Raw genomic sequence first — 12,189 nt, forward strand, 5'->3', positions numbered from 1 at the left:
GTACCCTGCTGAACGCCTGATCGACGGGCCCGGACCTCCGGGCCCGTTTTTACAGGTGGAACCCGATTCGCTACAAAGGAATGACCCGATGCACACCCGCACCCGTCGTACCTCGCTGTCGCTGCTGTCTTTCGCACTGGCCCTGTCCCTGGCACCGCTCGCGCACGCCACCGATGCACAAGCGCCCGATGGTCCGCGCGCCCGGCCCGGCGCACTGCCGCTGATCCCCGCACCGGCCCATGTGGAACGCCTCGAGGGCGCGCCCTTCAAGGTAGCCGCCAGCACCCCGGTATGGGCGCGCGGCGAAGCAGCCACGCGCGTGGCCGGCCAGTTCAGCACCCTGTTGCGCAGCAGCGGCGGACCCACCCTGCAGGTCAGGAACGGGAACGGCAAGAACGGCGTCAACTTCGTGCTGGACACCGCGCTGAAGACCGGTGCCGAGGGCTACCAGCTGCGCTCCAACGGCGATGGCGTGACCGTGGCCGCGGCCACCGAAGCGGGCCTGTTCTACGGTGCGGCGACGTTGTCGCAACTGTTCACCAGCAGCACCGACGGCGCCCTGCCGGCACTGCGCATCGACGATGCCCCACGTTTCACCTGGCGCGGCCTGATGCTCGATTCGGCCCGCCACTTCCAGAGCCTGGACGAGATCAAGCGCGTGCTCGACGCGATGGCCGAACAGAAGCTCAATACCTTCCATTGGCATCTCACCGATGACCAGGGCTGGCGCATGGAAATCAAGCGCTACCCGAAGCTGACCGCGGTGGGCAGCTGCCGCATCCCGGCCGGCGATGGTGGCCGCGATCCTGCCACCGGTGCCGAGCGCCCGTACTGCGGGTTCTACACCCAGGACCAGATCCGCGAAGTAATCGCCTATGCGGCCGCGCGCCATATCCAGGTGATCCCCGAGATCGACGTGCCCGGCCACGCCACTGCAGCGATCGCGGCGTATCCCGAACTGGGCACGCTGGATACCCCGCTGAAGCCGCTCAGCGAATGGGGCGTGTTCCCGAACCTGTTCAATACCGAAGAAACCACGTTCACCTTCCTGGAAAACGTGCTGGAAGAAGTGATTGCGTTGTTCCCGGCCAAGTACGTGCACGTGGGCGGCGACGAGGCGGTCAAGGACCAGTGGGAAGCCTCGGCACGCGTACAGGCGCGCATGCGCGAGGTGGGCGCGACCAATGAAATGGAAATGCAGAGCCACCTGATCAAACGCCTGGAGAAGTACCTGGAGCAGCACGACCGGCGCCTGATCGGCTGGGACGAAATTCTCGAAGGCGGCCTGCCGCCGGAAGCCACGGTGATGTCCTGGCGCGGCACCGAAGGCGGCCTGAAGGCGGCCGGCGAAGGCCACGACGTGGTGATGTCGCCGGTCACCGACATGTACATGGACTACCTGCAGACCACCTCGGACAACGAGCCGCCGGGGCGCCCGCTGGTCACCTCGCTGGCGCGCGTCTACGGTTTCGAGCCGGTGCCCGATGCGCTGGCCAAGGACAAGCAGCAACACATCCTGGGCCTGCAGGCCAACATGTTCACCGAGCACACGCGCACCTACGCGCGCCTGCAGCACAACCTGTTCCCGCGCCTGGCCGCCGTGGCCGAAACCGGCTGGTCGCCGCGCGAACGCCGTGACTACGCCGACTTCCTGGCACGCCTGCCCACCCAGCTGCAGCGCTGGCAGGCAATGGGCATCGCCTATGCACAGACCCCGTTCCAGGTGGAGCAGAACAGCCGCGACGACCGCAAGGCCGGCACCGCGACGCTGGCACTGAGCACGCCGCTGGGCTACGAAATCCACTACAGCGTGGATGGCAGCCCGGTCACCGCGCAGTCGCCGCGCTACACCGCGCCGCTGACCCAGCCGCTGCCGATCACGCTGCAGGCGGCCACGTTCTTCAACGGCAAGGCCCTGGCCAACGCCGCCAGCCGTTTCGACATCACCGCCACCTCGCTGCTCACCCGCAACGATCAGCAGCTGGCGATGTGCCCGGGCGAAGGCAAGCTGCTGCTGCGGCTGGAAGACGACGGCCCGGCCGACGGCGAGCGCGCCATCTTCAACGTCAACATCTTCAACCCGTGCTGGTTGTGGCAGCAGGCCGACGTGGACGGCATCGCCAGGCTGCGCGTGCGTGCCGGGCAGATCCCGTATTACTTCCAGCTGGCCCACGACGAACCGGCGCGGAAATTCAGCCCGGCGCGCAGCGCGCATGGCGAAATGGACGTGCTCAACGGCACCTGCGACGGCAAGCCGCTGGTCAGCGTGCCGCTGCCGGCCGCGCCGGGCGCCGATGGCTTCATCACGCTGGACGCCGCGCTGCCGCGGTCGCTGAAGGGCACCCAGGACCTGTGTGTGCGCTTCACCGGTGACACCCGCCCGACCATGTGGGTGGTGGATGAGGTGACGTTGCAGCCGCGTTGATTCGGGCGCGTACCCACCAACGGTGGGTACCTACCCGTGAACCCCGCCCCGGCGTCGGTCGTGCCGGCCGCTGGCCGGCAACCAAGCGATGGTGGGTTCATCCGGTAGTGCCGGCCGCTGGCCGGCAACCAGGCGATGGTGGGTTCATCCGGTAGTGCCGGCCGCTGGCCGGCAACCAGGCGATGGTGGGTTCATTCGGTAGTGCCGGCCGCTGGCCGGCAACCAGGCGATGGTGGGTTCATGAGGAGCCGGCCAGCGGCCGGCACTACCCACCGTGGCCTGCGCGCGCTGGATGTTCTCGACCTGCTGTTTTGATCGCGCGGGTCGGGGGGCGCGGCGACAGCAATGTCACACGAGTGACGACCAACGGTCGTCACCGCCGGTCACCCGCGCAAACGCACCAACAGGTCGCGCAACGGGGTGAAGGTGAGGCACAGGCCGGCGACAACGCCGATGCTGTTGGCCAGCACGTCCATCGGGTCGGCCATGCGGGTAGCGGTCAGGGCGCCCTGGGCGAACTCGATGCCAATGCCCATACCGACCAGGCCCACGCCCGCCCACACCAGCGCGGCGCGCGTGCGGTAGATCTGCACCGCCGAGCCGGCCAGCAGGAAGTAGGCCAGGAAATGTTCAACCTTGTCGCTGTTGTCCGGCAGCGCCATCGGCGGCAGCCGGACCAGGCACACGGCGATGGTGGCGGCGATGGCCAACCACCACAGCGCCAGCCAGAACCGCGGCCAGCGCAGCGGCTTCAACATCCCTGTCGTGGTCATCTCAGAGCCGCCAGGTGAGATCGCCCAGCGTGAAGGCAGGCTCGAAATCGACGTCGCGCTGGAAGCCCATCACCTGGAAGCGCTCCCCCATCGCGGTGGGCAGCGTGAGTTTCTTGACCTGGTCGCGCAGGCGCACCTTGCCGAATTCATCGGTCCGCGCATCGGCCTTGGCCAACAACGCATCCAGACCGTTACCCAGCAGGAAGTTGGCCTGCGTGCAGTACCCGGCCAGCTCGAAGCCCGCACCGGTGCCGGCTTCGGCCAACGCGGTGAAATCCACCGAGGCGGTCAGGTCCTGCAGGCCCGGCCAGCGGTACAGGTCGTTGTGCACCTGGTGGCGGTAGAACGCGCGCACCGTGCCGTCGTCGCGCTCGTCCTGGTAGTACTCGCCGCGCGGGTAGCCGTAGTCGACGAACAGCATCGCGCCGCGCTGCATGCCGCCGGCCACGGCCTGGATCCAGTACGGCAGCTGCGGCAGCAGTTCGGACCGGTAGCCATCGGCGAACGGCTTCTCGCGGTAATGCTCGATATGCCGCACCGCCGCACTCAGCATGGCGTCGGCCGGCTGCGCGCCACGCATGAAGGCACCGTCGGCATCCAGCTCCACGGTTTCCTCGAAGACCATGCCGTCACGGGCCAGGAAGCGCGGGGTGGGCAGCGCGTCGATCACCTCGTTGGCGAACACCATGCCGTCCCAGTCGTCGTCGAACGGGCCGTCCAGCCATTCCACCAGCGCGAACAGCGGCGGCACCAGCGTTTTTTCCAGACGCTCGCGCTGGCGCTCGCGCAGGTCCGCGCTGGGCTCCAGGATGGCGTAGCGGTCCGGCAGCGCGTCCAGCTCGAGCATGCGCTTGAGCAGCACCTCGGCAAACGCGCCGCTGCCGCCGCCCAGTTCCATGAAACGCGCCTGCGGTCCCAGCTGCTGCATCACCGGCGCGATCGCGTTGGCCAGGGTGGCGGCGAACAACGGGCCCAGTTCGGGCGCCGTGGTGAAGTCGCCGGATTGGCCGAACTTGCTGGCGCCCGCGCTGTAGTACCCCAGCCCCGGCGTGTACAGGCTCAGCTCCATGAACCGGGCGAACGGCATGGCGCCGCCATTGGCCAGGATTTCAGCGCGCAGTGCCGCGGCCAGCTGATCGCTGTGGGCCAGGGCGTCGGTATCGGGGGTCGGCAGTGGGGAATGCATGGTGCAGGCGATTGCGGTGACAATGCACAGCATAGCCGAGCAGGGAGTTACCCCCGATGACCGATACCGCACCCGTCGTGCTGATCACTGGCAGCGCACGCCGGATCGGCGCGGCGATCGCCCGCCAGTTCCACGCCTGCGGCTGGTCGGTGGTGCTGCACGCGCATACCTCCACCGCCGAACTGCAGCAGATGGCCTTCGACCTGGACATGCTGCGCCCGGGCAGCGTGCTGGCGCTGCAGGCCGACCTGCGCGATGCCGACGCCCTGCCCGACCTGGTCGAGCAGACCGTGGCCCAGTTCGGGCGGCTGGACGCGCTGGTCAACAACGCCTCCAACTTCTACCCCACGCTGCTCGGCCAGATCACCGCCGAGCATTGGGACGACCTGTTCGCGGTCAATGCGCGCGCGCCCCTGCTGCTGGCCCAGGCCGCAGCCCCGCAGTTGCGCCGGCACCAGGGCTGCATCGTCAACCTGACCGACCTGCACGGCACCCAGCCGATGCGTGACCACCCGGTCTACAGCGCGGCCAAGGCGGCGCTGGAAATGGTGACCCGGTCCCTGGCGCTGGAACTGGCCCCCAAGGTGCGGGTGAACGCGGTGGCACCCGGCGCGATCCTGTGGCCCGAGCAGGGCAAGGACGATTACGCCCAGCAGGCCCTGTTGCTGCGCACGCCGCTGGCGCGTACCGGCACCGTGGAAGAAATCGCCGAGGCGGTGTACTGGCTGGTGACCGACGCACCGTTCATCACCGGGCATACCCTGCGCGTGGATGGCGGGCGCACGCTGTCGTAAGGGCTTGGCCGCACCCCCGCGCCCCGCTCGACGGTAGTGCCGGCCGCTGGCCGGCTCTGCATGGAACCTGCATCGCGGGTTGCCGGCCAGTGGCCGGCATTACCGGTCCACCGCTTACCCCGGCAACAGGTCCATGGTCTCGAACGTCTCGCCGAACTGGCGGTGCGCGCGCCACAGCGTGGCCAGGTCCAGGCCGCTGACCGGGTCGATGAAGGTCGGTGCGATGTCGGCCAGCGGCTTCAGCACGAAGGCGTGCTTGAGCTCCGGGCGCGGAATGCGCAGGTGGCCGGGGCCCTCCACGATCAGGTCGCCGTAGAACACCACGTCCAGGTCCAGGGTGCGGTCGGAGAAGCGCGGGCCGCTGCGGTCGCGGCCGTGCGCGTCTTCCAGCGCATGCAGCCAGGCATCCAGCGCGTCGAGCGGCAGGTCGGTCTCGATGGCTACCGCATTGTTGAGGAAATCCGGGCCGTCAAACCCGACGGCGGCGGTGCGGTAGGCCGGGGAGACCGCAATGGCGCCGAAGCGCGCGCGCAGGGCCTCCACCGCGGCGTGAAGGTGCTGTTGCGGCTGCAGGTTGCTGCCCAGGCTCAGGAGCACAGTGGTCATGGTATTCAGCATGCGTGGGGCGAATCCACACCGGGCCAACAGGGCCAGCGCATAGAATCGGGGGTGCACATCATAGGACACCGACATGACCTATTGCGTCGGCATCGAGGTGGACGAAGGCCTGGTCTTCGCCGCCGACACCCGTACCAACGCGTCGCTGGACGACGTGCGGGTGCATCGCAAGCTGCACGAATTCGAGTTCCCGGGCCAGGCCGCCTTCGTGATCATGGCCGCCGGCAACCTGGCCACCACCCAGCTGCTGATCTCGCGGCTGCGGCGTGATGTGGAGGAACAGCGCGCGGAGAACCTGCGCGCCTACCGGCACCTGTTCGAGGTGGCCGAGTACGTGGGCCGCATCCTGGTCGACAGCCAGGTCAAATCCAGCACGCCCGAACACGGCCACGACGGCGTCAACACGCAGGCCACGCTGATCCTGGGCGGCCAGGTGGGCGGCGAACAGCCCGGCATGTACATGATCTACCCGCTGGGCAACGCCATCGCCGCCTCGCCGGAAACCCCGTTCCTGCAGATCGGCGAATCCAAGTACGGCAAGCCGATCCTGGACCGCATCATCCGCCCGCAGACGCGGCTGGAAGACGCGGCGCGCACTGCGATCGTGTCGCTGGATTCCACCATCCGCTCCAACCTGTCGGTCGGCCTGCCGGTGGACCTGGTGCTGATCCGCACGGGCGACCTGCGCATCAGCCAGCGCATGCGCCTGGCGGGCGATTCGCCGCTGTACGCCGAAATCCACGGGAGTTGGTCGCACAAGCTGGAACAGGCCGTGGCCAGCCTGCCGGGGTTTCCGTGGGAAGCGGGATGACCGCGCCCGGTTACGCCGTCTCCAGCGCCTCGGCGACCGAGCGGAACACCTGCTGCATCTCCAGCGGCTTGCGCAGCACGTGCACGTTGATGATCGGCGGGAACACCGCCAGCGGCACGGTGACATCGACCTCTTCCAGCACCAGGGCCGGACCGCGGTAGCCCAGCGTGGCCATCTCGCCCAGCAGGTGGCTGGCCGACAGCAGCTTGGAACCGGCGTCGGCAATCACCAGCGCCGGCATCGCCTCCTGCTGCATCCAGCGCAGCGCCGCAGCGCCGTCCGATGCCAGCTGCAGGTGGTAGCCCTGGCTGGACAGCGCATTGCCCAGCAGCGACAGCCGCGTGGCTTCGCCATCCACCACCAGGATGGTCTGGCCCGCACCCGCGGCGATCGGCGCGTCGATCGCCTCGCCTTCGGCCGGCACTTCGCGCATCGGCAGCAGCAGGTCGAAGCGCGTGCCCACGCCGGGCGTGCTGTCCACGTGGATGGTGCCGTTGGCGCCTTCCACGATCCGCTTGCACGAAATCAGGCCCAGGCCGGTGCCGTTGGCCTTGGTGGTGAAGAACGGATTGAACAGGTGCGACAAGGTCTCGGCATCCATGCCGGTGCCTTCGTCGCTCACCGAAATGCGCAACCACTCTTCCCCCTGCCCGCCCGCGTCGGCAGACGCGCGCAGGGTCAGGCGGCCGCCGCTCGGCATCGCCTGGATGGCATTCAATGACAGATTCAGCAGCACCTGCTGCAGCTCGGTGTAATTGGCATCCACACCCAGGCCTTCGTCGGCCACGTCCAGGTGCAGGCTGACCTTGTCGGGCAGGTTGCTGCGCAACAGCAGCTCCACGGCCTCGAACAGGTGCGCGATGCAGATGTGCTCGCTCGGCTTGCGCGAACCCCGCACGAACGACAGCATCGATTCGGCCATCTCGTGCCCGCGCCGGCCGCACTCGGCGATGATGTCGGCCAGGTGATGCAGCTGCGGGTCGTCGCTGCGCGCCTTGAGCAGGTCCGGCATGATCAGCAGCGGCTGCAGGATGTTGCGCAGGTCGTGGCTGAGCCCGGCCGCCAGCAGCGACAGGCTTTCCAGCCGCTGCGCGCGCATCAGTTCGGCTTCCACCCGCTGGCGGTCCATCGTGCTGCGTGACTCGCGCACCGCGCGTGCCACCGCCGAAGGCAGCCGCGCCGGCTGGTGCTTGATGATGTAATCGTTGGCGCCCTGGTGCAGCGCGGCTACCGCGTTTTCCTCGCCCATCGTGCCGGACACGAAGATGAACGGCACATCGGGATGCCACGCACGCACGATCCGCAGGGCCTCGTTGCCGGAAAAGCCCGGCATGCTCAGGTCCGACAGCACGATGTCCGGCGAGAAACGGGTCAGGGCATCGCGCAGTTCGCGCGCGCTCTCCACCCGCTCGAAGCTCGCTTCAAGCCCCGCATCGAGCATCTGCTCGCACATCAGTTCGGCGTCCTCGGGGGAATCTTCCACCAGCAGGACGCGCAACATACCCAGGGAGGGGCCAGTCAGCGGCATGGATTATTCGACTTCCGGCGCCTGGTTGATGACCGCCCAGAACTTGCCCAGGGTCTGCACGGCACCGAAGAACTGGTCCACGTCCACCGGCTTGACCACGTAGGCGTTCACGCCCATGTCCCAGCTGCGGGCCAGGTCGCTTTCTTCGCGCGAGGACGACAGGATCACCACCGGCAGGCGCTTGAGCTCGTCGGTGTTGCGGATTTCCTTGAGGACTTCCAGGCCGTCCATGCGCGGCATCTTGATGTCCAGCAGCAGCACCGCCGGCAGGCCTTCCTCGCGGTTGGCGTAGGCACCGCGGCGCAACAGGTAGTCCATCGCTTCCACGCCGTCTTCGACGTGCACGATGGGATTGGCCAGACGGGCCTCTTTCAGGGCATCGACGGCCATCTCGGCGTCGGCAGGGCTGTCCTCGGCGAGGAGGATGGTGCGGAGAGCGGTCATGCGGCAGAGCCTTTATTGATTGCGTCGAGCGCAGGAGGAAGCAGGAAGTGGAAGGAGGCGCCCTGGTCGACGGCCGATTCGGCCCAGATGCGGCCGCCATGGCGGGTCAGCACGCGGCGCACACTGGCCAGGCCGATACCGGTGCCCGGATATTCACTGGCCTTGTGCAGGCGCTGGAACACGCCGAACAGTTTGGCCGCGTAGGCCATGTCGAAACCGGCGCCGTTGTCGCGCACCGTGAACAGGTGGCCACCGTCGGGTTGTTGCTGGTACTCGACCTCGATCCGGGCCGGATCGCGGTTGGAGGAGTATTTGATGGCGTTGCCAAGCAGGTTCAACCACACCTGGCGCATCATGTTTTCGTCGGAGACCAGGATCGGCAGCGGCGCGATCTTCCACTCGACCTGGCGTGGCACGCCGGTTTCCTCGGCCTCGCTCTGCAGGTTGGCGTCCAGCATCGCGCGGGTGTCGGCCACCAGCGACTGCATGTCCACCGCCTGCATGCGCATCGCCGCGCGACCCAGCCGCGAGTAGACCAGCAGGTCGTCGATCAGCGCGGCCATGCGCCGCGCCGAATTGGAAATGACGCCCAGGTAGTGCAGCGATTTCTCGTCGGCCTCTTCGCCCAGGTGGCGCGCAAGCTTGTCGGAGAAGCCGCCGATGTGGCGCAGCGGCGCGCGCAGATCGTGCGAGACCGAGTAGCTGAACGCCTCCAGCTCGCGGTTCACTTCCGACACCTGCTCGACCTTGCCTTCCAGCTGGCGGTTCAGTTCTTCCACGCGCTGCTGCACGGCGCGCTGCACGGTCACGTCGCTGACCGTCATCAGCACCACTTCATCGTCCTTGTCGGGCAACGGCATGCGGCGGGCGTTGATCAGCATGGTGCGCACCTGGTCGTCGGCGGTGCGCTGTTCGTGTTCGTAGTCCCACAGTTCGCGGCCGCGCAGCAGCACGTCGGTCAACCGCTGGCGCACCACCGCATCGCTCCAGGCGCCGGCACCGATGCTGTCCAGCGGCCGGACCTCGCTGCTTTCCTCATCCAGGCCGTAAAGCTCGGCGAACGCCGGATTGTGCAGCTGCACTTTCAGGTCACGGTCCAGCAGCACGATCGGTTCGCGCACGGTGTGGAGCACCGAGGCGGCACGCGCGGCCGACCGCAGCGAGGCGCGTTCGGCGGCAGCGCGATGCCCTGCCTGGCGATACAGCAGCCACAGCACCAGGGCCAGCAGCGACAGCTGGATGGCCAGGGCCGTCCATGAAATGAATTCGCCCTGGCGCTGCTGCTTCTGGAAGGTCGCGGTGCGCTGTGCCAGCAGTTTTTCTTCGCTGGCCTGCAGTTCTTCGATCAGGCCGCGGATGGGGTAGCGCGTGGTCAGGTCCTGGACCAGCTCGCGCTGGTCGGAGTTCGGCGAAGTTCTGGCCAGTTGCTTGGCCACCTCCATGCGCCGCTCGACCATCGACTGGATGCGCCCGATGCGCACCAGCTGTTCGGGATTGTCGCGGGTCAGGTCGGCCAGCTTCTGCAGCCGCAGCGGGATGTCCTTGGCCTGGCCCAGGCGCTCACGCAGTCCCGGCGCGTCGATGCCCTTGGACATCGTCAGTGCGGCCGATTCCACGTCGCGCACGTCGGCCTGCAGCTGGTACACCGCCACGCCTACTTCCTGGGTATGGGTGACCCAGCGCATGGCCTCGACGTTGTCGTCGGACAGTTTGCGCAGGGTGACCCACGGCACCACGATGATCGCCGCCGCGGCCAATGCCAACGCCGGCAAACGCCACCGATCCCAGATTTCATCACTGAAAGCCAGCGCCATAGTCCCTCTTCAACCGTGCGATGCCGTTGCCGGCGGTGCCCTGTCGCGGCAGCCTCGGCTTCCCTGGCACGCCGTCGCGGGCGAAGCCGTCAATATACCGCAGCGCATTGTGAATAGGATGCGCCTTATTTTATGAACAATTAAGCAAACGCAGCGGTGGGTCGGGCCCACAATAAAGGGCGCGCCCGAAGGCGCGCCCTGTTGGGTACTACAGCGGCTGGACTCAGCGCTTGGCAGCGGCAGCAGCCACCTTCAGACCGCTGGCATCGACGCTCTTGACGCCCTTGATGCCCTTGGTCACGCGCAGTGCCTTGTCGTGCTCGGCCTGGCTGGCCACGGTGCCGGTCAGGGTGACCACGCCGTTGACGGTCTCAACCTTGACTTCGGTGCCCGGCACATTCTTGCTGGTGAGCAGGTCGGTCTTGACCTTGGTGGTGATCCAGCTGTCGGTCACCGGCTCGGCCGAATCGTGGGTATCGGCATGGGTCATGGCCGCATGATCGGTGGTCTTCGGCGGGTCCTTGGCCATGGCCGACGACGTGCCCAGCACCATGCCGAGGGCCAGCGAAGCAGCAAGCAGATTACGGGTCGTGTTGGTCATGTGCGGTGTCTCCTTGGGTGTGTGGCCAGTCTCCGTGTCTTGCCGTGTGCAGGACGTCGGCAAGACATAACGCCGCCGTGAACCGCTCAGGTTGATGCACAACCGTTCATGTTCCGCGCTGCAACAACCCACGCTACGCTGTGCAGCCCGCACGGTTGGAGCCCCACCATGACCACGCCCCTGCAGGTTGGATTGATCGGCTACGGCCTGGCCGGCAGCGTGTTCCACGCGCCGTTGATCCAGCACACCCCGGGGCTGGCGTTGCACAGCATCGCCAGTTCGCAGCGCGACCGCCTGCTGCGCAGCTTCACCGATGTGCGCATCTGCGACCAGCCCGCCGAGCTGTTCAATGATCCCGCGCTGGACGCGGTGGTCATCGCCACGCCGAACGCCGAACACGCGCCACTGGCGATCGCCGCGCTGCAGGCCGGCAAGCATGTGCTGGTGGACAAGCCGTTCGCGCTGGACCTGGCCGAGGCCGAGGCCGTGGTGCGCGCCGCGCAGACGGCCGAGCGGGTGGTCACGGTGTTCCAGAACCGCCGCTTCGACGCCGATTTCCTCACCCTGCAGCAGTTGCTGGTCGATGGCGTGCTGGGCGAGGTGGCCGAGTGCCATTCGCACTTCGACCGCTACCGCCCGCAGGTGCGTGACCGCTGGCGCGAGAGCGATGCACCCGGGGCCGGGTTGTGGATGGACCTGGGCCCGCACCTGCTCGACCAGATGCTGCAGCTGTTCGGCTGGCCGCAGGCGATCAGTGCCGATCTGATGGCGCAGCGCGACGGCGCGCGCAGCGACGACTACTTCCATGCGGTGCTGCACTACCCGCGGCACCGGGCCATCGTGCATGCCGGCTCGCTGGTGGCCGCTGCCCGTCCGCGCTTTGCCGTGCATGGCGGTCTGGGCAGTTACCTCAAGCACGGTCGCGATGTGCAGGAAGACCAGTTGCGCGAGGGGATCGCCCCGGGCGCGCCGGGCTGGGGGCTGGACCCGGTGCATGGCCAGCATGTCAGCGTGGATGCCGCGGGCCACGAGCACGCGGCCAGCGTGGACAACGCCCTGGGCGACTACCGGCGCCTGTATGCGGCGTTCCGCGATGCGATGCTGGGGACCGGCGCGCCTACGGTGAGCGCGGAGCAGGCGCTGCAGCTGATGCGGCTGCTGGCGGCGGGCACGGAGAGTGCGCGCAGTGGGCGGC

11 protein-coding genes are annotated in these 12,189 nt (G+C 67.8%); 4 read left to right on the plus strand and 7 right to left on the minus strand.

The features are described 5' to 3' along the window. The first annotated feature begins 88 nt into the window (after positions 1-88). Positions 89-2,425, plus strand: a complete 2,337-nt coding sequence (locus DBR34_RS19445; protein ID WP_128097999.1) for a family 20 glycosylhydrolase — start codon at positions 89-91, stop codon at positions 2,423-2,425. A gap of 383 nt (positions 2,426-2,808) precedes the next feature. Here DBR34_RS19445 and DBR34_RS19450 read toward each other — a convergent pair whose 3' ends face one another. Next, positions 2,809-3,183, minus strand: a complete 375-nt coding sequence (locus tag DBR34_RS19450) for a VanZ family protein (RefSeq protein WP_258224149.1) — start codon at positions 3,181-3,183, stop codon at positions 2,809-2,811. 16 nt (positions 3,184-3,199) lie between these two features. Continuing rightward, entirely contained in the window at positions 3,200-4,384 is a 1,185-nt protein-coding gene (locus DBR34_RS19455; RefSeq protein WP_038691815.1) for a class I SAM-dependent methyltransferase, read from the minus strand. Between the two features lie 56 nt (positions 4,385-4,440). On the opposite strand from DBR34_RS19455, the gene DBR34_RS19460 reads away from it, so the two are divergent. Then, entirely contained in the window at positions 4,441-5,178 is a 738-nt protein-coding gene (locus tag DBR34_RS19460; RefSeq protein WP_128098001.1) for a pteridine reductase, read from the plus strand. Positions 5,179-5,292: 114 nt separating this feature from the next. On the opposite strand, the gene folK is transcribed toward DBR34_RS19460, so the two are convergent. Beyond that, complete coding sequence (gene folK / locus DBR34_RS19465; RefSeq protein WP_128098002.1) at positions 5,293-5,784, minus strand: 2-amino-4-hydroxy-6-hydroxymethyldihydropteridine diphosphokinase; 492 nt, start codon at positions 5,782-5,784, stop codon at positions 5,293-5,295. 85 nt (positions 5,785-5,869) lie between these two features. On the opposite strand from folK, the gene DBR34_RS19470 reads away from it, so the two are divergent. Continuing rightward, on the plus strand, positions 5,870-6,607 hold the full coding sequence (locus tag DBR34_RS19470; protein ID WP_128098003.1) for a 20S proteasome subunit A/B: 738 nt from the start codon (positions 5,870-5,872) through the stop codon (positions 6,605-6,607). Positions 6,608-6,617: 10 nt separating this feature from the next. Here DBR34_RS19470 and DBR34_RS19475 read toward each other — a convergent pair whose 3' ends face one another. The 4 genes from DBR34_RS19475 to DBR34_RS19490 form a co-directional block, all read right to left on the minus strand. Then, positions 6,618-8,135, minus strand: a complete 1,518-nt coding sequence (locus tag DBR34_RS19475; protein WP_128098004.1) for an ATP-binding protein — start codon at positions 8,133-8,135, stop codon at positions 6,618-6,620. Between the two features lie 3 nt (positions 8,136-8,138). After that, complete coding sequence (locus DBR34_RS19480) at positions 8,139-8,579, minus strand: response regulator (protein ID WP_038686220.1); 441 nt, start codon at positions 8,577-8,579, stop codon at positions 8,139-8,141. Next, the gene (locus DBR34_RS19485; protein WP_128098005.1) at positions 8,576-10,393 is read right to left on the minus strand and encodes an ATP-binding protein; all 1,818 of its coding nucleotides are present in this window, start codon (positions 10,391-10,393) and stop codon (positions 8,576-8,578) included. The genes DBR34_RS19480 and DBR34_RS19485 overlap by 4 nt, the downstream gene beginning before the upstream one ends. A gap of 223 nt (positions 10,394-10,616) precedes the next feature. After that, positions 10,617-10,994 carry a BON domain-containing protein gene (locus DBR34_RS19490; protein WP_038686217.1) on the minus strand — a complete coding sequence of 126 codons (378 nt, stop codon included), beginning with the start codon at positions 10,992-10,994 and terminating at the stop codon, positions 10,617-10,619. 168 nt (positions 10,995-11,162) lie between these two features. Between DBR34_RS19490 and DBR34_RS19495 the strand changes: the two genes are divergently transcribed. Further along, the coding region (locus DBR34_RS19495; RefSeq protein WP_128098006.1) for an oxidoreductase at positions 11,163-12,189 on the plus strand (1,027 nt) is incomplete at its 3' end.

This window comes from Stenotrophomonas sp. HMWF003 (assembly GCF_003061285.1).
In the GTDB taxonomy this organism is placed as follows: Bacteria; Pseudomonadota; Gammaproteobacteria; order Xanthomonadales; family Xanthomonadaceae; genus Stenotrophomonas; species Stenotrophomonas maltophilia_AP.

Coding starts and splice junctions, on each gene's coding strand:
- DBR34_RS19445 (WP_128097999.1), top strand. CDS start 89: ATGCACACCCGCACCCGTCGTACCTCGCTGTCGCTGCTGTCTTTCGCA.
- DBR34_RS19450 (WP_258224149.1), bottom strand. CDS start 3,183: ATGTTGAAGCCGCTGCGCTGGCCGCGGTTCTGGCTGGCGCTGTGGTGG.
- DBR34_RS19455 (WP_038691815.1), bottom strand. CDS start 4,384: ATGCATTCCCCACTGCCGACCCCCGATACCGACGCCCTGGCCCACAGC.
- DBR34_RS19460 (WP_128098001.1), top strand. CDS start 4,441: ATGACCGATACCGCACCCGTCGTGCTGATCACTGGCAGCGCACGCCGG.
- folK (WP_128098002.1), bottom strand. CDS start 5,784: ATGACCACTGTGCTCCTGAGCCTGGGCAGCAACCTGCAGCCGCAACAG.
- DBR34_RS19470 (WP_128098003.1), top strand. CDS start 5,870: ATGACCTATTGCGTCGGCATCGAGGTGGACGAAGGCCTGGTCTTCGCC.
- DBR34_RS19475 (WP_128098004.1), bottom strand. CDS start 8,135: ATGCCGCTGACTGGCCCCTCCCTGGGTATGTTGCGCGTCCTGCTGGTG.
- DBR34_RS19480 (WP_038686220.1), bottom strand. CDS start 8,579: ATGACCGCTCTCCGCACCATCCTCCTCGCCGAGGACAGCCCTGCCGAC.
- DBR34_RS19485 (WP_128098005.1), bottom strand. CDS start 10,393: ATGGCGCTGGCTTTCAGTGATGAAATCTGGGATCGGTGGCGTTTGCCG.
- DBR34_RS19490 (WP_038686217.1), bottom strand. CDS start 10,994: ATGACCAACACGACCCGTAATCTGCTTGCTGCTTCGCTGGCCCTCGGC.